This is a genomic window from Owenweeksia hongkongensis DSM 17368, from assembly GCF_000236705.1.
Taxonomy (GTDB): domain Bacteria; phylum Bacteroidota; class Bacteroidia; order Flavobacteriales; family Schleiferiaceae; genus Owenweeksia; species Owenweeksia hongkongensis.
The window spans coordinates 2910256-2932875 of sequence record NC_016599.1 but is presented as its reverse complement, the minus strand read 5'-3'; the positions used below and the strand labels follow the sequence as shown (position 1 = coordinate 2932875).

14 protein-coding genes and 1 tRNA gene are annotated in these 22620 nt (G+C 41.4%); 11 read left to right on the top strand and 4 right to left on the bottom strand.

The window, feature by feature from the left end; genetic code table 11:
• Window positions 1-172: 172 nt before the first annotated feature.
• Complete coding sequence (locus OWEHO_RS12965; RefSeq protein ID WP_041627610.1) at window positions 173-2056, bottom strand: cytochrome-c peroxidase; 1884 nt, start codon at window positions 2054-2056, stop codon at window positions 173-175.
• 94 nt (window positions 2057-2150) lie between these two features.
• The gene (locus tag OWEHO_RS12960; protein WP_014202939.1) at window positions 2151-3950 is read right to left on the bottom strand and encodes an alkaline phosphatase PhoX; all 1800 of its coding nucleotides are present in this window, start codon (window positions 3948-3950) and stop codon (window positions 2151-2153) included.
• Window positions 3951-4342: 392 nt separating this feature from the next.
• On the opposite strand from OWEHO_RS12960, the gene OWEHO_RS12955 reads away from it, so the two are divergent.
• The 11 genes from OWEHO_RS12955 (at window position 4343) to OWEHO_RS18715 (ending at window position 13640) form a co-directional block, all read left to right on the top strand.
• Window positions 4343-5347 (top strand): AAA family ATPase, encoded by a 1005-nt coding sequence (locus tag OWEHO_RS12955; RefSeq protein WP_014202938.1) that lies wholly within the window; start codon window positions 4343-4345, stop codon window positions 5345-5347.
• Window positions 5348-5420: 73 nt separating this feature from the next.
• Complete coding sequence (locus OWEHO_RS12950; protein WP_014202937.1) at window positions 5421-6293, top strand: DUF58 domain-containing protein; 873 nt, start codon at window positions 5421-5423, stop codon at window positions 6291-6293.
• A complete protein-coding gene (locus OWEHO_RS12945) occupies window positions 6290-7204 on the top strand; it encodes a BatD family protein (protein WP_014202936.1) in 915 nt (304 codons plus the stop codon). Before OWEHO_RS12950 ends, OWEHO_RS12945 begins: the two co-directional genes overlap by 4 nt.
• A complete protein-coding gene (locus OWEHO_RS12940; protein WP_014202935.1) occupies window positions 7185-8186 on the top strand; it encodes a vWA domain-containing protein in 1002 nt (333 codons plus the stop codon). Before OWEHO_RS12945 ends, OWEHO_RS12940 begins: the two co-directional genes overlap by 20 nt.
• Window position 8187: 1 nt before the next feature.
• Entirely contained in the window at window positions 8188-9234 is a 1047-nt protein-coding gene (locus tag OWEHO_RS12935) for a VWA domain-containing protein (protein WP_014202934.1), read from the top strand.
• On the top strand, window positions 9218-10015 hold the full coding sequence (locus tag OWEHO_RS12930) for a tetratricopeptide repeat protein (protein WP_014202933.1): 798 nt from the start codon (window positions 9218-9220) through the stop codon (window positions 10013-10015). Before OWEHO_RS12935 ends, OWEHO_RS12930 begins: the two co-directional genes overlap by 17 nt.
• Window position 10016: 1 nt before the next feature.
• On the top strand, window positions 10017-11780 hold the full coding sequence (locus tag OWEHO_RS12925) for a BatD family protein (RefSeq protein ID WP_014202932.1): 1764 nt from the start codon (window positions 10017-10019) through the stop codon (window positions 11778-11780).
• Window positions 11777-12523 carry an SH3 domain-containing protein gene (locus tag OWEHO_RS12920; RefSeq protein WP_014202931.1) on the top strand — a complete coding sequence of 249 codons (747 nt, stop codon included), beginning with the start codon at window positions 11777-11779 and terminating at the stop codon, window positions 12521-12523. The genes OWEHO_RS12925 and OWEHO_RS12920 overlap by 4 nt, the downstream gene beginning before the upstream one ends.
• 148 nt (window positions 12524-12671) lie before the next feature.
• Window positions 12672-12745, top strand: a tRNA-Ala gene (locus OWEHO_RS12915).
• Window positions 12746-12916: 171 nt separating this feature from the next.
• On the top strand, window positions 12917-13171 hold the full coding sequence (locus OWEHO_RS12910) for a GIY-YIG nuclease family protein (RefSeq protein WP_041627608.1): 255 nt from the start codon (window positions 12917-12919) through the stop codon (window positions 13169-13171).
• Window positions 13172-13514: 343 nt separating this feature from the next.
• Window positions 13515-13640: a hypothetical protein gene (locus OWEHO_RS18715; RefSeq protein ID WP_262496281.1), complete on the top strand. Its 126-nt coding sequence runs from the start codon at window positions 13515-13517 to the stop codon at window positions 13638-13640.
• 9 nt (window positions 13641-13649) lie between these two features.
• Here OWEHO_RS18715 and OWEHO_RS12905 read toward each other — a convergent pair whose 3' ends face one another.
• Both OWEHO_RS12905 and OWEHO_RS12900 read right to left on the bottom strand, forming a co-directional pair.
• Complete coding sequence (locus OWEHO_RS12905; RefSeq protein ID WP_014202930.1) at window positions 13650-14279, bottom strand: hypothetical protein; 630 nt, start codon at window positions 14277-14279, stop codon at window positions 13650-13652.
• 159 nt (window positions 14280-14438) lie between these two features.
• A complete protein-coding gene (locus OWEHO_RS12900) occupies window positions 14439-22295 on the bottom strand; it encodes a T9SS type A sorting domain-containing protein (protein ID WP_014202929.1) in 7857 nt (2618 codons plus the stop codon).
• Window positions 22296-22620 lie beyond the last annotated feature (325 nt).

Below are 22620 nucleotides of genomic sequence, written 5' to 3'. Positions count from 1 at the left end.
AGCATATGGTTAGTAAATACTTTAGCAAAATCCCCTTATTTATATCAATGCTCCATGCAAACTCTAGCCCAAAATCCAACCACACTGTTAATCAATAATATACTGAATCATTCCCGTAGGAATATTCTCCAAATGGGAATTTCTAAAATTAATTTACTCCATATAATAACTCTTAGAAATTGACTTCTTGAAAGGAGCTAACATCGGAAAGAGATTTCATGAAGGAAATGATCTCTTGCACTTCGCTGGGTTCAAGTTTTAAAGAATCACCGGCAAGCGTTTGATGGTCTAAGTCTAGACCTAAACCTACAGCTCCTCCATTATTGTAAAATTCAAGGACTTCTTCTAGAGTTTCGTAAGCTCCATTATGAAAATAAGGCCCCGTAAACTCCACATTTCTTACAGTTACAGTTTTAAAAGACATATCATAAAACCATACCTCTTCCATAGGGTTTTTATTTACCCCTCGTCCGCGATCCGTATCAATTTCTGGCACCTCTGCCTTGGGATTTTTTAACACGCCAAGTACCTCTGATTCACTATCCTGATACATGGGTGGCGCAAGTCCGGCAAAGGTTGGTGCAAAGTGGCAAGTACCACAAGCTGCTTTTCCCATAAAGAGGTTGAAGCCTCGTTTTACACTTTTATCAATATGGTCTGTTTCCCCTCTCACGTATTTATCAAAAGGGCTATTGAAGGATTTCAAGCTAATCATATAAGACGCCAAGGCCTGTGAAACGGTAGTTTTATTTATCATTTGTTTGCCTGCAAATTCAGGAAAGGCCATGGCAAACATATTTTTGTAGATACTGTCTTGTTCAATCGTTTTAAACATGCTTGGAAAGCTTGTGTGAAATTCTTTAGGATTGATCACCACATGCTCCACCTGATCTTCCAGCTTCATGGCTCGCATATCCAGGAAGAAACGTTTTGCGTAAGCTGAATTTAAAAGAGTAGGTGCATTTCGCAACAGTTCTCCATCGCCATTTAGTGCTTTTGATTTTGGCTGACCATCAGTAAAAGCCTTATCGGGATGATGGCAGCTAGCACAACTCCCACGTCCATCTGCACTTAATCGGGTTTCATAAAATAGTTTTTCACCAAGTTCTCTAAGCTTTGGATTATCCGAATTTTTACCAAAACGAGTGTAGTAATAAGGGTTGAGAAAATCCTCATCAAAAATGCTTCGAGCAAAGTAGTTTGTAGATTGTTTTAGAGAGGTAGTTTCGTTAATAGTTTCAATGTTTAGCGCAAGCTGAAGATCCAAAATAGCGGCAAAAAGTGGATCTATATATTCTTTGAGAAAGGCCAAGCGATCAAATTCATTGAAATCGGGACTATTAGACACTGCTTCAATTGCACCATCAAAAAGTTTAATGGTATTCTTACCTACACGTTTATCCTCTTTATCAAGATCCTGAGTGTATTTTTCAAAGCAATCTCTAAGTGCCTCCAAAGCAGACTTACTTTCCTCAATTCCATTTAGCGAGCCAGGTGTATCAAAACCGCTTACACCCATAGTGAAAATACGTATGATCTCAAAGCGAGCGGCTTCAAACACTTCTCTATCCAAAAAAGGATGATTTTTAAAATCTCTGTATAGGTTTCGATAATGGATATTCACATCATGCGAAAGCTTTACCAGCTCATCTTTGTTCTCATCAATCTCTTCTGAAAAAGCAATCTCATCAATAGTTTGCAACCCAGTCGGTTCATGAATTACCGGGCGCGGAAAATAAGGGTCAAGATGTGGCAATGGCGCTCCGTTTATTTGCCCTTTTACAGTAATAGGGTAAAAGTATTCAAGCAAAAATTCATTTTGCTTGTACACTTTTCTCGTTTCAAAAACAACCTGCCTAAAGCTCTCCGCATCCACTTCTCCATCGCTGAATGCCTGAGCCGTAATTTCTAATTTTTCAGTGGCCTTTAGCATTTCAGTGGCATACGTTAGTGCAAGGTTTCGCACATCATCGGTTGTATTTTTTACCATAAAGGAAAACTGCATACCAATGGTTACAAAAGCGATAATTACTAAAACGAGAAACTTTTTATTCATGAGAAAAAAATAATAGTTGTAGAAAGCGAAAAACTCGGCCACCACTGAGGCGACCGAGATTTCATATATTTTGTAGAGTGTTTTTTCGCAAAGATTACTCTACGATGAACTTCATTGTCTGGCCTTCATCATTTTGAATGAAATAAACGCCAGGAGTTAAGTCAGATACATCGATAGAAGCCTGACCGCGATATACTCTGATACGCTTTCCTTGATTGTCATAAACTGCAACATCAGATGGACGGCTGAAATTCAACATACGTGTGGTTGGGTTTGGATACACGCTAAAATTGTTGGTCATTTCATACTCCAAGTTAGAAACGGTATTCTCATCAAAACCTGTAATAGCCAAGGTTACAGAGTTATTATAAGGAAAAGGGTGTGTGCTATTTGGGTGTTGAATGTTAACCAAAATAGTTTTTCCATCTGCGGTACCCACTGCTCCTGTGATTTCAGCTCCTTCAGGACCGACTACCAAACGTGTAAGGTCATTTAAAGTAGGTGATGCAATAGAAGCGTCAAGCATATACATTTCGCAAGTAGTTCCTTTACCGGCAGGCATACTTCCATGGTCAGTTTGGTTCAAGTCTTCTTGAATAAGCAAGTAATCTTGACCATTAATGGTAATTGTACCAATTCCATCAGGATTAGAAAGGTGTACCGCTGGATAAGCATTTACAGCAGGGCTAGTTGCAAAATCAGGACCTCCCTCCAGGTGCACAGTTACATCGTCTGTAGTTGGGTCATAAACCAATACTCTCCCGTAATAATCTTCGTAAGCTGTAGCATCAGGAGTAGTACCTTGCGCAGTAGCACGAGTGATATGGTGAGGAGCAAATACTCCACCATTAGCCAAACTACCAGTCCAACGGCTTCCTGGGTTTGCACGACCAGTTTCCGTGAAGTAAACTTTCCCTCCTGATTTTGTTACCCACTCCAAACGGTTAAACATTGTAGCGCCTCTTACGATAGCTGAATCAGTAAAGTTCAACATTTCTGTAAGGTTGGTATTATCCATCTGAATCCAGTTGCTCCCTGAAGCATCGTGCTTATAAGCATATGTAGTACCAGTGGTAAAGTCACCTGCTGTGTTAGCCACAAACTTTGTGAAAATTGCAGGAGTATTATCTGCACCAAGATATACGGTTTTGTTATCTGCCATTATAACGCCACCTTCAAAAGGCTGACGACCCCAGTTGTACTGCTTACGTACCGCCTTAGCTTGCTTTGGATCAATCTCTACCATGTAATTCAGGTTCTCTACTCTGTCAATAGTTTGACCATTAAAACCTGGAAAACCTGCTGGAGCAGTAGTACCAATGGTAAAATCTACAGTATCTCTAAAAGTTGAAGCAAGACTACTTTGCCACCACTCTTCTGCTGTCCAAACTCTTCCATCAGGAGATACAATACCTCCACAGTTCATACCTGTTTCACCTACGGTGCTTACAAAGTCAACGTTGAAAAATTTTCCTGAACGACCATCAGCTAAGGTTTGATCAACAATGATTAGTGAATCAGTATTTGGATCTCTCTTCACTTTAAAAACCGTCATACCACCACCGTCACCGATGCTGTCATTAGAAGTTATCATCTCATGGCTTACCGTAACCCAACCTAAATCTCCGCTACCAGAATTGTCAGGTGTAATTCCGATAAAGTCATGCCATTGCTTGGCAAGTGCTTCACCGGCATTGTTTCCATATACATCAGTAGTTTGTACCATATGGTAACCACCAATAAAAAGAACTTGAGTCTTTAATGGAGATTGTGGCAACTTTGCCTCAATTGGAGCCCATGCTGTATCTATACTTGGGTCAAATTTGATTTGTGCTTCAGCTGCGCCTATAGTTCCTATGGCCACTAAAGCTGAAAGTAATGTTTTTTTCATCATCAGAGATTTATGTGTTGTGAGCACAAAACTCCAACGAGTACGTTAAGGAGGGCTTAAGACCAATTTAAATAAAACCACATTCAAAGTTAAATATGAGCACTCATGTTAAATTAAATTAGAAAATTCTCATATACCTTACCCCTGTTTTTAGACACACCCTTTTTATTTTCAGTTGCTTATACAGTAAATCATCATCATTAAGACTTCATAACATTAGATGACCCTGTTTTTACTTTAAAACCAGTCTAAATAATTTTGAGGCTTTTTCAGATTTTAACAAGATTTTAACTACAAGCTTAAAATTTTCGAGACAAATTCGCGTAAACAAATCTGCTACATTAACATTTTGATAAAACAATACTTTTGCGATAAGCATAAAGAGAAATACAATCATGGAAACAACCCGTACAAGCTCTGAAATTCAAGAACTTAACGAAATCATCAAGGAAGAGAGTGCATTTATAGACCTCCTGTTAATGGAGATCAACAAATCCATTATTGGGCAAAAAACGATGCTCGAGCGATTGTTGCTTGCTCTTTTAGGAAACGGACACATTTTATTAGAAGGTGTTCCGGGGCTTGCAAAAACGCTTGCCATTAACTCTTTGGCAAAGGCTATTCAGGCTGATTTTAGCCGTATTCAGTTTACTCCTGATCTTCTGCCTTCTGATGTAATCGGTACTCAGATTTACAATATGCAGAAGAATGAGTTTGCCATAAAGAAAGGGCCCATCTTCTCAAACTTTGTATTGGCAGATGAGATCAACCGTGCTCCAGCTAAAGTGCAAAGTGCACTGCTTGAAGCCATGCAGGAAAGACAGGTAACTATTGGTGAAAACACTTATAAACTCCCAGAACCGTTTTTGGTATTGGCCACGCAAAACCCTGTAGAGCAAGAAGGAACTTATCCTTTGCCTGAAGCGCAGAGTGACCGTTTTATGCTTAAAACCGTTATCACTTATCCGAAGCTTGAGGACGAAAGGTTGATCATGCGTCAAAACCTGAGTGGAGGCGCAGAACCTATAAAAGCAGTGGTAAATACGGATACAATCCTAAACGCACGTAAGCGCGTGAAGGATGTATATATGGATGAAAAAATTGAGAAATACATTCTTGACATAGTTTTTGCCACACGTAACCCTGAAGATTACCGCTTAAATTCTTTGAAGCCATTAATCAGCTTTGGAGCTTCACCTCGTGGTAGCATCGGCTTGGCAAATACCGCCCGTGTGTATGCCTTTATTAAGAGAAGAGGCTACGTAATTCCTGAAGATGTGCGTGCCGTGGCGCATGATGTGCTTCGTCACCGTATCGGAATCACCTATGAGGCTGAAGCCGAAAACGTAACCAGCGAAGACATTATTAGTCAAATCCTGGATCGTGTTGAAGTACCATAGCCTACAGTTTTGCAATTAGCAAAGGGCAGTTTGCAATACTGCTAACTGAAAACTGGTAACTGAATTCTGAAACATGGATACTAAAGAATTAATAAAGAAGGTAAGGCGGATTGAAATCAAGACCCGCAGACTTTCCAACCACATATTTTCGGGCGAGTACCACAGTAGCTTTAAAGGACGTGGTATGGCCTTTAGCGAAGTGCGCAAGTATGAGGCTGGTGACGATATCCGCTCAATAGACTGGAACGTAACGGCTAAGCTCAACGAACCTTATATAAAGGTTTTTGAAGAAGAACGTGAGCTTACTTTTATGCTTTTGGTAGATGTAAGTGGATCCGAATCTTTCGGCTCGCGCGTGCAGCTTAAGCGCGAAATGATTACCGAAATCTGTGCTACGCTTGCGTTTTCTGCTATTCAGAATAATGACAAAGTGGGCATCATTTTCTTTAGTGACCAGATTGAACAATACATTCCACCAAAAAAGGGAAAGTCTCATATTCTTAGAATCATCCGTGAGTTGATAGAACTTGAACCGAAAAGCAGCAAAACCGATATTGGAGAAGCTTTGCGCTTTTTCAGTGGTATTCAAAAAAAGAAAGCCATCGCCTTTGTGCTGTCTGATTTTATGGGAGATAATTACAATCAGCCCTTAAAAATAATGGCTCAAAAGCACGATGTGACGGGCATTCGTATTTATGATCCTCGTGAAGAAGAGTTACCAAACCTTGGAGTTTTACCTTTGCAAGATCCGGAAACTGGGCATGTACATTGGGTAAATACCGGTAGCAAAGCTTTGCGCAAAAAGTTGAAAAAGCAGTTTGATGAAAACTTCGGTTACTTCAAAAATTCATTTTCAAAAAGTGGCTCCGGCCAGCTTTCCATCCGAATTGATGAATCGTACCCCGCAAAATTATTAGGATACTTTAAACAAAAATCTGCACGATGAAGAAACTGTTTAGCATCCTTACTCTATTATTCACCACCCTTGCGTGGGCACAGCCCGTGCGCTTTTCAGCGGAAATTGACACCAATAGAATTTTAATTGGAGATCAATTTACGCTACAGCTAAAAGGTGAAGTAAATGAAGGGACCAACTTTGAATGGCCTATAATTCCAGACACCATTTCAGGTTTGGACTTTGTAGATATTTCAAAAATTGACACAACTTTAAAAGATGGAATTTGGCAACTGAGCCAAAAGCTTACCCTCACTTCTTTTGACAGTGGCTATGTGGCTATTCCACCGCTTACGCTAAAAGCCAATGGCGAAGAAGCTTCTTCACAAGCCGTGGCCGTGGTCGTAGCTTTTCCTGAGCTAGTTGAGGAGCAAGATTATTACGATATAAAAGAACCACTGGAGCCACCATTTAACTGGATGCCTATTCTTATTGGAGTTGGGATACTGATTGTTTTGGCCGTTGGAATTTGGCTATTCATAAAATGGTGGAAAAAGCGCAAAGCCAACAAAGAACTTACGCCAGAGCAAATGATGTCACCGTATGAGTATGCCCAGCTTCAGCTTAGCGAAATAGAAAAAGACCAGCTCTTACAGTCTGGTAAAATCAAAGAATATTACTCTCGCCTTACTGATGTGATGCGTCTTTATATGGAGCGCCAGATGAACATCAATGCTATGGAAAGCACCGCTGACGAGCTGATTGACAAAATGAAGGAGCTACGACTGGCAACGGAATTGAAAGAGAAAATCGACCGATTGCTTCACCTGAGTGCTTTGGTAAAATATGCTAAAGAGAAACCAAGCGTATCTCAAAACGAAGAAGCCCTGGTGACCGTAAAACACTTTTTAGAACAAACTAAACCCGCGGAAAAAGAAGAAAATGCTGAATTATCAGTTTGAAAATATTGAGTTTTTGTGGCTGCTGCTGATCATTCCCTTTTTGGTTGTTTGGCAATGGTTTAAAAATAAGCAGCAATCGCCTGAATTGAAATTTCCGGGAGCTTCGCTTTTGGCTGCTCAAGGAGCCAATTGGCTGGCAAAATTGCGTCCACTACTATATGCCTTGCGGCTAATTGCCATTGCTTTGGTAATTGTAGCCATGGCTCGTCCGCGCACCTCAGAGGAAAACTCCAAAACCAAGTCAGCCGAAGGAATTGACATTGTTATGGCTATTGATGTTTCTACCAGTATGCTGTCGCGTGACTTGCGTCCAAACAGATTGGAAGCCACTAAAAAGGTAGCCTCCGATTTTATTCAAGAGCGTCCCAATGACCGCATCGGGATGGTGGTGTATGCTGGCGAAAGCTATACCCAAACTCCCCTAACGAGCGACCATAAAATTATCCTGAACACGATGAAGGATATTAAAAATGGACTTATTCAGGATGGAACAGCTATAGGTATGGGATTGGCGACTGCGGTAAACAGATTGAAAGAAAGTAAGGCCAAAAGCAAGGTGATTATTTTACTTACGGATGGTGAGAATAACGCTGGGAATATTGACCCGATGACGGCTGCGCAACTTGCAGAAGAGTTTAAAATCAGAGCCTACACTATAGGTGTGGGAACTAAAGGAACCGCCCCCACTCCATACGCCTATGATATGCGTGGCAATTTAATGTATAGAAACCTTCCGGTAAATATTGACGAGGAGCTTTTGAAAAACATTGCTGATCAAACGGGCGGGAAATATTTTAGGGCCACCGACAACGATAAGCTGAACGAGATTTACGGAGAAATTGACAAGCTGGAAAGAACCAAACTGCAGGAGTTGAAATTTTACTCTTATGATGAGAAATTTGAAAACTTCGCGTTAGCAGCCTTGATTCTATTTGCTTTGGAGCTATTATTAAGATTTACAGTTTACAGAAGTTTTATATAAAATGTACGAACTCGACCATCCATATTACTTCTATTTACTCGCCATCATTCCGGTGGTGATTGTGCTATACCTGGCATTGGCACTTTGGAAAAAAAGAGCCAGAAAGTCATTTGGTGACCCTGAGCTTTTGGAAAAATTGGCACCCGAAAGGAGTAGCATCAAAGGAATGATAAAGCTCATTTTGGCGCTGCTCATCATCGCCTCGCTAAGTGTTGGTTTGGTTAACCCAAAAATTGGCACCAGCCTGGAAACCGTGAAACGCGAGGGCGTGGACATTGTATTTGCCATTGACGTGAGTAAAAGTATGCTGGCCGAAGATGTGCGTCCCAACCGATTGGAGAAAGCCAAACAACTGGTTTCGCGCACGCTTGATAATTTGGTGAGTGACCGTGTGGGAATGATAATTTATGCAGGTAGTGCTTACCCGCAATTGCCCATCACCACCGATTATAGTGCGGCCCGTTTGTTTTTAAAATCAGTTGACACCGACATTATCCCTTCGCAGGGAACTGCCATAGCTGATGCGCTAAAAATGGCTAGCTCCTATTATGATGATGAAGATCAAAAGAATCGCGTACTGGTTATTCTTACCGATGGTGAAGACCATGAAGAAGGCGTGCTGGAGGCTGCAGAAAAAGCAAAAGAACAAGGCATAAAAATCTTTACCATAGGAATTGGAACCGACCGTGGGGCGCCAATTCCTGATATGAGAAATGGTCGCAATATTGGTTATAAGAAAGATAGGAATGGTGAAGTGGTAGTTTCTAAACTAAACACTGACGTACTAAAAGAAATTGCCTCAGAAACCAATGGTGCTTACGTAAATGGGACCAATACCCGCGAGGTTGTAGAGTTTTTGATGGAGTCCATCAGCGAAATGGAAAAGAAAGAATTTGAAGCTACCGTGTTTGCTGATTACGAATCTCAATTTCAATGGTTTTTAGGTTTGGCACTTTTGTTATTGATTTTGGATGTGTTTGTATTGGAGCGCAAAACGCAATGGTTTAAAAAATTAGGTTTATTTGAGAAGCATGAGAATAAGTCTTAGCATATTATTTTGCCTGTTACAACTGGCCGTTTTTGGTCAGAAATACAACAGTGGCCTGAAGGAGGGAAACCAACTTTATAAAGAAGGGAAGTATGACGAAGCCGAAGTAAACTATCGCAAGGCTTTGGAGGCTCAACCGGAAGATGATATAAAGGGTGCCTTTAACCTTGGTGATGCTCTTTACAAACAAGAGCGTTATGAAGAAGCCACTCAGCAATTTGCAAAAGTGGCAGCTACCGCTCAGGATAAAGAAGAAAAGGCCAAAGCTTTTCACAATTTGGGTAACTCATTGGCCAAAGAAGAAAAATATAAAGAGGCCATTGAATCGTACAAAAATGCGATGAAGCTGAACCCGAAAGACAATGAGACCCGATATAATCTGGCGAAGACCATGAAGCAGCTGCAACAACAGCAGCAACAGCAACAAAACCAGGAAAATCAGGACGACCAGGATCAGGACAAGGAGGATCAAGACAAGCAGAATCAGGATAAAAACGACCAGAAAAACCAAGACAACAAGGATAACCAGGATCAGCAAAATCAGGATAAGCAAGACGAAAACCAAGATGACAAGAGTGACCCTAAAGATGGAAAAGGGGACGATAAAAAGGATGAGGAACAAGAAGGCAAGCAGCCACCTCAACCCAAAAAAGGACAGATTTCAAGAGAAGATGCTGAGCGCTTGCTAAATGCTTTGAGCAAAGAAGAGCAGGATGTGCAGAAAAAAGTAAATGAAGAAAAAATTAAGGGAGTTCCCATCAAATCAGAAAAGGACTGGTAATATGAAAATGTTACGCAACATATTGGTGATAGGCTTGCTTTTGATTGGGCAACTGGCGCTGGCACAAGTGCGTTTTACCGCCAAGGTGAACAAAAACCATGTGGGAAGAAACGAAGAGTTTACACTCGAGTTTACGGTAAACGCCATGGCCCGAAATTTTGAAGCCCCTGACCTTTCTGACTTTTATGTGCTCAGAGGTCCAAGCCGTTCACAATCCACACAAATCATAAACTTTGAGCGTAGCGAGCAAATGTCTATAAGCTATGTATTGCGACCCAAAACCACCGGGATGCTCAGCATTGCTGCAGCTACTATTGTGGTAGATGGTAACGAATATCGCTCGCAGCCTCTTTCAATAAAAATAAGCGAAGAAAGTCCAAGACGTGATGATCCGAATGACCCATATTCGATAGCGGCCAAAAGTGCATTTATCAAGGTAATTACTTCCAAAAACACGGTCTATCAAGGTGAACCTTTTGTGGCTTCTTACAAATTGTATTTCAATGCAGACATCGGGCGCTTTGAAGTTTTGGATCAACCTGATTTTACTGGTTTTTATAAAAATGACATTGAACTTAAAACCATAAAGCAAGATCAGGAAATGTACAAGGGCGAGCGCTTCAACACTGGAATTATTGCTCAAATGGTACTTATTCCACAGCGCAGTGGAAGCATTCGTCCGGGATTGGTTGAAATAAAATTACCTACAGCGGTACCCACCAACAGGCGCGACATTTTTGGAAGAAGAATGACGCAAACTGTTGAGCAAACTTCTACGGATAATTTCCCTGGAATTACGGTAAAAGCCCTCCCTGAAAAAGGCAAGCCATCCAACTTTAATGGTGCTGTGGGCGATTATAGCCTTGACGTTTCCCTAAGCCGAGAAGAGCTTACCGCCAATGAATCTGTTACTTTATCCATCAAGATTTCCGGTAGCGGAAACATCAAGTTGGTAGAAGTAGAAAAACCAGAAATCCCGGCAGCCTTTGAAGCTTATGACCCAAAATATTCTGAAAATATTGCGGTAAACGGAGCAGGAATGCGCGGAAGTAAATCCTACGAATATCTTCTTATTCCGCGCTATGGCGGCACGTACAAGATTCCAGAAATCAAGTTCAGTTTCTTTAACCCACGCACCGAGCGCTACGAAACTTTGACTTCTCCTGAAAGGGAAATAACCGTGACCGGTGGCAAACCGATGCCCGGAGCAACTGGAGGAATCGCCTCTGGCGAGAAAGAAGATGTAAACTTTATTGGGAAAGATATTCTCTTCATTAAAACCAAAAGTGGAAGCTTTAAAAAGCAAGGTGAAAGCTTTATCAATAGTCCAGGCTTTTATGCAAGCCTAGGTACTATTGGGGCCACTTTCGTGGGAATGATTGGCTTTTTCCTGTTTACGAGCAATCGCAAAGTAGATGTAACTCACACGCGCAGCTTGAAGGCAAGTAAGCAGGCTCGCAAGCACCTGAGCGCTGCCAAAAAGCAAATGGATGCCAACAATACCGAAGCGTTTTATTTGGAATTGAGCTCAGCGCTTTGGGGCTACTTTTCTGATAAATTCAGCATTCCGCAAAGCAAATTGAGCAAGGAGCTTATTTACGATACACTCCTGCAAAAGGGAATTGAGAAACCCACTGCCGACCATGTAAACGATATTATGAACCGAGCAGAAATGGCCCGATTTACAGCTTCTACAGGAAGTACGCCCAATGCAGATTATGAAGAAACAGCTTTGCTGATAACCAAAATTGACAGCCAAGTATGAAAAAGCTACTCATCCTTTTAGTGTTAATCAGCACGTATCAGTTTGGCTACAGCCAAGATTTGAAGGCCACATTTGAAGAGGGAAACGCTCTTTATCAAGAGAAAAAATATGACGAGGCGCTGGAAAAATACAAAACCATAACAGACGCTGGACTGGAAAGCGCGGCTTTGTATTATAACATGGCCAATGCTTATTTTAAAACCAATCAGCTCTCACAAGCCATTCTTAATTATGAGCGGGCAGCACGATTGGCGCCCAATGATGATGACATTCGTCAGAACCTCAGCATTGCCAACGAAGCCACTATTGACCGCTTTGAGAAGCTTCCTGAACCGATGATTAAAACGGCCTATCAATCTATATTCCGTGCTTTTCAACCTGGAACCTGGGGAGTGATTGCCTTGGTGTTTTTGATGATAACGCTTGTGGGAACTTATTTCTACCTCTACACCACTAAGCGCAGGCAAGGTTTTGCCATTGGTATTTTCAGTTTCCTTCTGGGAGTTATTTCACTTTGGTTGGCCTATGCACATTTGAACAATCTTAGAAACTACCGCCCAGGAATAGTTACAGCAACCAGTACTTACGTGAAAAGCGGTCCAGGTGAAAAAGCCGAAGACGTGTTTATTTTGCATGAAGGCACCAAAGCCACCGTTACCGAGTTTTATGACAATTGGAAAAAGATAAAACTGCCTGATGGCAAGATTGGCTGGATTTCGGCCAAGGACATTGTGGAAATATAGGAGCCACAAAAATTGTTGCTCGGTACAAGCAAAATAATATATATTTGCCGTCCACTAAAAATGGGGGATTAGCTCAGCTGGCTACGCGTCCCGCAATCGTGCGGGAAGGTCATCGGGGCGACCCTTCTAAATGAGTTCTAAAAATAATGGGGGATTAGCTCAGCTGGCTAGAGCGCTTGCATGGCATGCAAGAGGTCATCGGTTCGACTCCGATATTCTCCACATCAAGAAGCCTTTCGGAAACGAGAGGCTTTTTGCGTTTTAAGGATTAGCTCAACTTGCTTGAGCGTCCCGAATGCTTGCGGGAAGGTCACCGGTTCTCATCATATGTATCTAATCCACCTATTTCCAAAAGCCAATCTCAAAATCCAAAACCTTTCGTAATTTAGAATTATGCCTCAAGGTTTTGTTTATATCATTTATTCTGAAAGTTGGGGTCGTTATTATGTTGACTCAACACAGGATATAGAAACCCGCCTAGAGCAGCACAATTCTGGGAGAAACAAATCTACCAAAGGTGGTGTCCCTTGGATTTTGAAATACTCGGAAAGCTTTGATGAAATTGCTTACGCCCGAAGGCGAGAACTGGAGTTAAAAAAGAAGAAAAGCCGTAAATACTTAGAATGGCTAATTAGCTCAGCTGGCTAGGGAGTCTCGAACGCATTCGGGAAGGTCATCGGTTCGACTCCGATATTCTCCACCAAACAAAACCTCGCATTATGCGGGGTTTTGTTGTTTTTAAGGTTTACCTCCACCAAAATCCTTAGTTTCGCCACCTGGTTGGACCTATCCAATCCGCTCGCAATCAACTCACATGAAAGTAAAGCTAACGCTGGTCATCATGCTGGCGACCACCTTTTTTGGCCTGGCGCAAAGTTTGGCCACCACAAAAGGCATGAAAGGTAAAATGTTTTAGTGATGGAACTGAAGGTCCCAAATCAATTCAGACATCTTCTTCCTGCAATTAGAGTTTAAGGGCGGCTACATAAATATGCCAGATATCCGCACCACACACGAAAATGACGGCAGAGCTAGCCAAGATTTCTTTTTTACCCAAATCAACGCTGTATTTGGAGCTACCTTTCCCGTAGATAGACGGAATAGGGAGAAGAAATAAGCTTCCCTTTTAATTAACGTGGTATCGCACTAAGCGACTTTCTATGGTAAGGGGGTTTCCTATGCCTGCACATTGCTTACTGACAATCCCAATCTCAGGAGAACGATACTCTAACAATTCTCTTTTCTTCAAAGGTGCCTTTACATAAATATCATAGGAACTGCGGCAAAGCAAAGTTTCAAAAGATCCAGCTGGAACTACTATTGGATCTACCACCTTTTCCATTTTATAAACGCCTATAAATAAGGTATCTCTTCCATTGGTCTCGATATCAATAGACAGGCTATCAGAAAAATCATTTGGCGCAAACTGAATGTTTCCTGATGTATTAATTAAGTACCCCGAAGAATCCCTGAAGTGTCCTTGAAAACAAATATTATACTGCGATTCAAGTTGAAAATATGTTTCTCCATTGTGGCTAGTTGTAGCAGAAACATACACACTATCCTCCTGATTAAGATTGGTTTCCACTCCATTCGAATCAATCGCATAGCTCTCATAAATCCAGTAGTTACCTACCGCCATTGGGAAGTAATCAGACGCTCTGACATTCGTGGTTTGGTTCGCTGTCTTTTCATCTTTTTTACATGAAACAAATAACAGATTTGCGGCAAGAATTGCCAGAGCAAACTTTTTCATAAAGCAGTTTTATTTTGTTAGTTGATTATAGAAACGTCTGCAATTATCCGAAATTATAGTCCATCCTTTTTGTCGAATGTTAAAGCCATTACCTATCCTTTAAAAATAAAGAAAGCCACCCCTTTCGAGGTGGCTTTCAGTATCAATTAAAAAGACTACTTATCTTTTTATCAATCGTTTATTGGTTTTAAGCGTTCCTGCCGAAACTTCCAACATATAAACACCGTCAGCCAATTGGCTGATGTCTAAACTGTAGTTCATCTTGCCATTAGCATTATTATCTGTTTGAGACATGATTTGCTTACCAGAAACATCAAGTATACGAATCACTACTTCTTCAGAATCAAACGCATCGAAACTTACATTCACCTCACCACTTGTTGGGTTAGGGTAAATCTCTAAGCTTTGGCCCAATGCATTTTCAAACACACTGATACTAGAAATTACAATAGTGGTGTCATCCGTACCACAACCATTAGATACAGTAAGAGTAACAGTCTGCGTTCCTCCCGCTGTATACGTATGATTGGTATTTACGCCAGTTCCATTATTTCCATCACCAAAGTCCCAATCGTAACTAGTTCCACCAGTACTTGCCCCTGCGTTAAAGTCTACTACAAAACCATTTACTGTATAAGTAAAGGAAGCTACAGGCATAGGTCCGGTAACAGTAGTAAAGCTTATTGGCCCGGCCCAAGCACTTGTATCAGTTGTACCACAAGTATCTGCTACATAAAACTCATACGTAGTACCGGGAGTAAGTCCTGAAATAATCTGAGGGCTATTTACAAACGAAACATACGTTCCTGAACCTGGAGTAAATCCAGTTGGTCCATACTCAATAATTGAGCTCTGGTTTCCAGAGTTTGAATTCCAACTAACCTCTACAGAGTCACAACCTTCGTTGCTTGCTACTAGCTGACCTGGGGCCAGACAACTTGCATATATGTACGGATTTACACAGAAATCATCCACGTAATAATCTATATCATAAGTCTGCCCTGTAAGCACACCACTGTAGAAATTCACACCGTTAAATTGCAAATCTTCGCCCGGGTTATAGTTAGAATAAGCCCAGCCAATTCCGGTGCTACTTCCATTATACTCAACCCACACAGTATCATTGTCTAGATCAATCACAGTACTGATATTTATCCACTGTCCTTGACTATAAGTAAAGGTACCTGCAATGGTATTTGCAGCGTCAATTTCTACATGAGCAGTACCACTTGTATCAAAATATACATCCCCAGCCCACTGGTTGTCTGTTCCTGTTGGATCATGGTTTTGCTGAATATTATAGTATCCACCTGATCCGCTTTCTACATACAAGCTAAAGTCAATACTCCATGCTCCTGTGCTGATAGTATCAAAATAAGCTACAACATCCGAAGCTGCATTTGTACCACCATCATGAATCCAAAGCGAATTTGAAGCACTTTGAGAACGGGTATTTGAGATGGCAGCATCGCCACCATTTCCTTGCCAGCCGATAAACAGTGCAGACTCTCCATTATCAACCAAACCAGTAGAATATTGATCTAGTTGATCACAAGGATCGACCTCTGGACATATACGTATTGGCCCAACCCAAGGACTTTGGCTTGAAGAGCTACAAACTGCTCTTACATAATACTCGTAACATACGTTGGTAGCGATTCCTGTAATTTCAGTACTATCTGTTGCTGCCAGAGCCACATTGGTACCTGTTCCTAAGGTAAAGCCTATATTACCATACTCCACTTCGTAAGTAGCTGAACCAAGTGCTGTAGTATCCCACTTCACAAATACTGATGAAGTAGAAGTAGACCCACCCTCAAAAGACGTTGGTGAGAAACAGTTTGGTACAGTTACAACAACAGTGTCTGTAAATGTGCCACAACTATTGGTATAAGTCGCTACATAGTTATATGTTCCACCAACGGTGTGCGGACCTGCAAAAGTGCAGCTTGCTGTATCAACCGGCACACCGTTAAGTGACCACATAAAACCTGAGGTCGCTGGAGGTGCTGGTAGAGTAACTCCCGAATTCAATACCTGAGCATCCTGCGGAGCCGTAGTAGTAACCACAGCCCAGTTTGCAGCTGTGTTATTATCATCAGCTATTAATCTCATGCCTGCCGTTCCACTTGTACCTGTAACCTGACCTGTCCAGTCCGCAGCCGTTACTCCAGTAGAAGCATCGAAGGTATAAGCATCATAAGTTACAGCGTCAATAATGGTTGATCCTTCTCTTAAAATATAACCAGCATCATCTCCAGAACCCATAGTGGTAGTATTACCTCCTCTACCATCATACAAGAAATTAGACGGTTCTGAAACTTTACCTGTTTGCCCTGTCATAATAATGGCAGTACCATTAGGTCCTATAACCGTTCCTGCAGGGAATGTAAAGCTCTTCAATAAAGTACCTCCTGTACCTCTATATATTTCGAGGGTAATTCCTTCCATGTCCGAGCCAGGTACCCCAGTAACCTCAATATAATCATCTGAGGTAAGGTAAGAGGGTTTGGTACCTGGGTTTAAACCTCCATTATAGTAATGAGAAATTTCTGATATAAAGAAGCCATTGCCACCACCAAAGAATGCTGATGTGGCGCAAATTTCCACTGAATCAGTTGCTGTAAGTAATGTTACATTTTTAGGCGAAACAGTAAGGTTTGAGTCAACCTCTAAATCTACCGCAGGCACTAACGTATCATTAAATGCCAGCGTGTTTACAGCATTCGGGTCAATATACGCGTTAAGGGTATAGTTTCCAGGAATTGATAAATCTATACCTGTACCGTACACTGTAATTGTATCTCCAGTTGGTAAAGTACCTGTATTTACTACAATAGTCCCTGAGCTCGTTGCAGCTCCGGTTACATCATAAGTTACAGTTAGTGGATCTGTCGCAAAATTCACTGAGCTACCAATCAAGTTTTCGATTTGAATCATAACCGAGTCATTGGTACCAAGACACAAACCTTTAATAAACTCACCATTAATCAAAGCCAAATCGCCTGAAACTGGAACAAATTCATCAGCTCCCATATCAGGTGTAGTTGCAGATCTAGGATCACCATCAATATCTGTGGTAACACCAACACTGCCATCAGCTACATTATTTGGTAGGTTGCTCAATGCATGTAGATCAAAAACTGCATCTACAAAAACCGGATCACCCTCTAGTGAATTTACATTGCGACTTGCGTCACCTACTTGCCATGCAGCAAGATCAGTGTAAACGGTTGACAAAATTTCGAAAGCATCTGTACCTGCACTGTAATACAAATTGTAATCAATATCATCAGATGCATTAAGCGCATCCGAAGATTCGAAGGCATAATCTCCAGTAGAATAGAAGATGTTATTCTTAATTGCTACAGCATTGCTTTGATCATTGATCAACAAAGCAGGTTCACCCACAACGGAGTTGTGGAATACATCTGTGCTCTCAAAGTCATTTAGATATATACCATAATCAGTAGACGATACAATCATGTTGTTTACAATCTGAGAATTTGCAGACGGTGTAAAGCCATCGTTTCCATCCGTGATATAAACAGCCCAATCAGGGGCTATCACACGATTTTCATTTAGAACAAAATCATCAACATTCTGAAGGTAGATTCCTTCAGCCTGAGTATTAACCAGACTATCAACGTCATTTCCAATTATCTTCAAACCTACCTGTCCGTCCACTTCTATACCATGGTCGTCTTGGAAGCGGAAGATATTATTCAGTATCTGATTACCTGCGTTATAACTGGCAGCTGTAGTTGTTCCTTCCAGGTGTATACCTGTTTCACCACCAGTAATCATACAGTTACTCACTGTAAGATTGTTAGCGTTGTTTCCTGTACTTGTTGCAGAACTAAGGCTTGCACTGGCTACAATTCCCATTATTTCAAAAGTCGTTGTCACTGGCATTTTGATATGGCAACTATCAACGGTATTGTTATCCGAACCATTTTGGAACATAAGTCCCCATGCATCGCTTGAACTGTTGTTGCTTACTGTAATATTCTTGATGGTTACATAATCAGCACCATTAAAGTAAATAGTTGGCTCATCAGTAGTAGAAGTATGAGTGATTTCTACCAGAGAAGTATCACCACCATTAAAGGTGATAGTATTAGTAGCACTAGCTCCTGTAATATCATTTAGCGTAATGTGCTCATTATATGTACCTGGTGCTACATTAAATACTACTGGCCCCGAAACTCCACAACCGTTAAGTGATGTTGCCACAGAATCCCAGGTAGGGAAATTGTTTGGTCCGGCCGCACCTCCTATGGTATAAGTTCCAGAAAGTTGATTAACACATGTAGTACAAAATGCAAAAGGACCAACCCACTGAGAAGAGTCTCCAGCTGAGCAAATACCTCTAACTACGTACTCATAACACGTTTGTGGTGTAAAACCAGAAACATATGAACTATCACCTGATGATATCATTTTTGTACCTCCAACTGTCAAGGTTCCCTGATAGAACCCTACAGGCCCGTACCATACCTGATAACCAAGAGCCGCACTCGAACTTCCGTCCCATTGCAAAGATGCGTCACCAGACCCGATATGAGTAGCTACAAGATTAGTAGGATCCAAGCAGGTTAATTCGGTAAGTCTTACTTCATCAATACTGAATCCATCTCCACCAGTCAAAGCAGCATTATCCTGCTGCCCAAATCGTACTTGCGTACTTGTTGAAAGGCTCTGGCCGGCAGTGGTAAGTGCACCTTTTAAATCTATACTGAAATATTCCCATGAGGTAGAATTAGCCGCATTCCAATCTAAAATTTCTATCCAAGGGTCATTAACACTACCCCTTGCCCAAACGCGATCATTAGGATTAACTTCATCCGCATGTTCCGCCCAATAAAAGCTCAACTCCACTCCAGGTGAGGAAGTATAATTAGATAAATCAGATGTAAGCGTCATGAAGATTGCTTCACTAGAACTCAGTGACTGAAAACCGGCCGACTGACTTCCCGCATAAGGTGTAGAGGGAGCGGTTGAAGGCGTGTAGCTAAATAAAATATCTCCAGTATTTCCTGGTCTTGTTACTGTCCAAGAATAACCATTACCACAATAAAACTCATCGTCAGTAGAAATTGGACCTGTGTAAGTTTCAAAACCATCATGCATTGGTAATGTAATAGGACTAAGTACGCATTTAGTAGTAAAAGTGAAAGGCCCTACCCATCCACTTAATCCGCCTGGCAGACAACTATCCTGTACATAGAAATCATAAGTAGTTTGACCTGCAAGACCTGTTACTAAAAGGGTATCCACGTTACCAGCTACAGAATCAAGTACAGTATGGTTACCTATTCCAGGAACAAAACCTGTTGCCCCAACTTCTACATAAGTTTTGCTTCCTTGAGAAGTACTTCCCCAAAAGGTTTTAGCGCTAGTAGCTGTGATTGCCGCTACACCCAAATCACTCTGAAATGGTGCCTGACAAGGAGGTATTAGCTCATAATTAAACTCGTCAATTCTAATATAATCAGTAGTCACACCCAAATCATGCATTAATACAATGTATTGATCCGTGCCGTTATAACCATTTGCTGCAGTAAATTCTACTATCACCCTTTGGTAGGTGTCAGCCGTTGGAAACACTATAGTATCTATCGAATTAATAACACCACTATAAGGGTCAGGAGCAGAACCTACAATAAGTCTATCCGCAGAAGCATCAGAATTTGCCCAAAAGCGAATACGCTTATCCCCTGCTGGAAGATCACTAAAAGCAGGTGTATAAGCAAAAAGAGTATCATTACCGGGTGTAGTACTTGAAGATCCACTGTATAAATAAAGTGCCTGACTACCAGCATAAGGCGCGGCAGTTGCTGTAAAGTCCTCTACTTCTACGAAGGCACTGGTTCCTGTTACATACTCGCCCCAGCAAACTGGTGGCGCATCCTGAGGGTCTGTTTCAAAACCATTGTAATAAGGTGCAGTAAATGGTGCACATAAGGTGGTAAAAGTAAATGGCCCTTCCCAGATAGACGTACCGTTGCTAGCAGAAGTACAGTTATTTCTTATGTAAATATCATAAGTTGTATTTCCACCTAATTGAGTAGCACATCCCGGGCTGGTGGTATTATCAATTGTAATATTATTACTACCAAAAGTACCCGTACAACCTGTCCCCTGAGTAAAGCCAGTTGGTCCAAACTCAACATCATAGCTACTTCCAGATCCTGAAAAAGTAAAACTAGCGTCCGTTACCCCGATTCCGGTAAGGGATATATTACTCACTTTAGGGCAAGCTGGAATTGTTTCATAATTAAATTCGTCAATTCTGATATAATCAAAGGTACCTCCAAGATTATGCATAAATACTATGTATTCATCAGTACCATTATACCCATTGGCTGTAGTCAACTGCAGAATAACTTCCTGATAAGTATCCGGAGTTGCAAAAGTTACAGTATCAATAGGAGTAAAAGGTGCCCCTAGCATCTTGTTAGGAATAGTTCCTATAATCAATGTATCTACGGGATCATCTGCGTTAGCATAAAAGCGAATTTGCTTATCTCCTGTAGGTAGGTCCGAAAACTGTGGACTAATTGCAATAAGTGTATCCGTACCTGGTGTGGTGCTTGAAGACCCACTGTATAAATAAAGTGCCTGATTACCAGCGTAAGGGGCAGCAGCACCTGTAAAATCCTCAACTTCTACAAATGCGCTGGTTCCGGTAACATACTCGCTCCAACAAACTGGTGGCGCATCCTGAGGATCTGTTTCAAAACCATTGTAATAAGGTGCGCTATAAGTTCCACACAATGTTTTAATGCTTATTGGACCAGTTGTATCACTTAGTCCACTAGTACCACCACAATCTGCAACTATATATGCATCATAATCTGTATTACCAGACAAGCTACTCAAAGTGTAAGGTGAAGATGTAGTATTTACTGTGGTACCAGCATTTGCTGGATCAAACCCGGGTGTACCATAAATAATATCAAAATCACTGGCAGCACTGGCATGCGTCCAGCTAAAATCTGCACTACTGCTCGTAAGGTTTGAAGCGCTAAAATTTAATACTGGCGAACAGGTTTTTGAAGTACTAAACTGTTGTGGAGTCGGAAAGTAAACACTATCACTACCAGAGTTACAGATTTCTCCAAAATAAATGTCATAACCAGTTGAAGGCGTCAAACCATTTAATACAACAGGAGGTTGTGCTCCGGGGTATGCACCCGTAACCTTAGTTCCTGTACCAGGCGTAAAGCCCGTTGCACCGTACTCAAGATAAAAAGAACTATTGCCGGCACCTGGAGACCATGATATTTTAGCAGAAGTTCCACTAATGCTATCAATCACAAAATTGGTAAATGAATTGGCACAGTTTCCTTTTACGCCTAGCTCGTAAGTTACAGTTCCTAGAAATCCACGAGGACTGTTTGTCAGAGTGGACATTGCTCCACCATACCCCCAGGTACCTCCGGTGCGTAAGGTAACAGGACCATCGGTAAATGCAGTAGGCGTGGGCGGTGCTGCATTTGACCCCGAATAGCGCATGCCTCCCGTAATAACCACTCCAACCGGTGTATTAGCAGGAATCGCAATTTCAGTAAGGTTTTGTAAGGAAACCGGTGCACTGTTGGCCCCACCGCCACCACTTACAGTAGCGGTTTGGTCTAAAACCCAGCCATTGGCTGCTGTTACCTCCAGGTCACCTGCAGAATTTGGGCTTCCCACACCACCAATTCTTATCCAAACCTCGGATGAAGATGTAGTTGCGTTAAAAACATGAGAAATATCGGTAATGTTAACAGGCGATGTACTCTCAATTTCAAAAGAAACTGCCGATGACCCATTGTTATCGGGGTAAACCGCATGAGTAGAAATGGTGCCTTGGGCGACTGCCGTGGCGTTAATAATTAAAAAGCAAAGAGCAGCCCAAACTGCTGACCCTGAGATTGTGACACCTTTTTTGGCAAAACTTCGAAAGGGATGAATCGAAAAGTAATTCCACAAAGAGGCGTCTTTTACATACAGTAAAAGATTCTTCATTTTGATGTGTATTTTTAAGAAATGGGTTAATAAAACTGTCCGAAACTAGACAAGAAAAATTCCTAATTCAAACCTTAATTAGTAAACAATCTCAACTGAACAAGCCGCACCACCCTACTTACCCTACTCTTAGCATAACCATTTCTACCACCGCGCAAAGTAAGGTATAGTGTAGTACTCTGGGCTGAACAAACAGACGTAACCAGACGAAATACATTTTATTCTCCTTCCTTTTTCTTTAGAGTTCCGAACTGAGTTAAAGAACGTTTTCAATTATTCAGCGATTTCCTACAATTATTGACTTAAAGGTTACTTAAAAATGTTT

Bases quoted from the DNA above. Each gene is read 5' to 3' on its own strand.
- OWEHO_RS12965 (WP_041627610.1), bottom strand. From the start codon at position 2,056: ATGAATAAAAAGTTTCTCGTTTTAGTAATTATCGCTTTTGTAACCATT.
- OWEHO_RS12960 (WP_014202939.1), bottom strand. From the start codon at position 3,950: ATGATGAAAAAAACATTACTTTCAGCTTTAGTGGCCATAGGAACTATA.
- OWEHO_RS12955 (WP_014202938.1), top strand. From the start codon at position 4,343: ATGGAAACAACCCGTACAAGCTCTGAAATTCAAGAACTTAACGAAATC.
- OWEHO_RS12950 (WP_014202937.1), top strand. From the start codon at position 5,421: ATGGATACTAAAGAATTAATAAAGAAGGTAAGGCGGATTGAAATCAAG.
- OWEHO_RS12945 (WP_014202936.1), top strand. From the start codon at position 6,290: ATGAAGAAACTGTTTAGCATCCTTACTCTATTATTCACCACCCTTGCG.
- OWEHO_RS12940 (WP_014202935.1), top strand. From the start codon at position 7,185: ATGCTGAATTATCAGTTTGAAAATATTGAGTTTTTGTGGCTGCTGCTG.
- OWEHO_RS12935 (WP_014202934.1), top strand. From the start codon at position 8,188: ATGTACGAACTCGACCATCCATATTACTTCTATTTACTCGCCATCATT.
- OWEHO_RS12930 (WP_014202933.1), top strand. From the start codon at position 9,218: ATGAGAATAAGTCTTAGCATATTATTTTGCCTGTTACAACTGGCCGTT.
- OWEHO_RS12925 (WP_014202932.1), top strand. From the start codon at position 10,017: ATGAAAATGTTACGCAACATATTGGTGATAGGCTTGCTTTTGATTGGG.
- OWEHO_RS12920 (WP_014202931.1), top strand. From the start codon at position 11,777: ATGAAAAAGCTACTCATCCTTTTAGTGTTAATCAGCACGTATCAGTTT.
- OWEHO_RS12910 (WP_041627608.1), top strand. From the start codon at position 12,917: ATGCCTCAAGGTTTTGTTTATATCATTTATTCTGAAAGTTGGGGTCGT.
- OWEHO_RS18715 (WP_262496281.1), top strand. From the start codon at position 13,515: ATGCCAGATATCCGCACCACACACGAAAATGACGGCAGAGCTAGCCAA.
- OWEHO_RS12905 (WP_014202930.1), bottom strand. From the start codon at position 14,279: ATGAAAAAGTTTGCTCTGGCAATTCTTGCCGCAAATCTGTTATTTGTT.
- OWEHO_RS12900 (WP_014202929.1), bottom strand. From the start codon at position 22,295: ATGAAGAATCTTTTACTGTATGTAAAAGACGCCTCTTTGTGGAATTAC.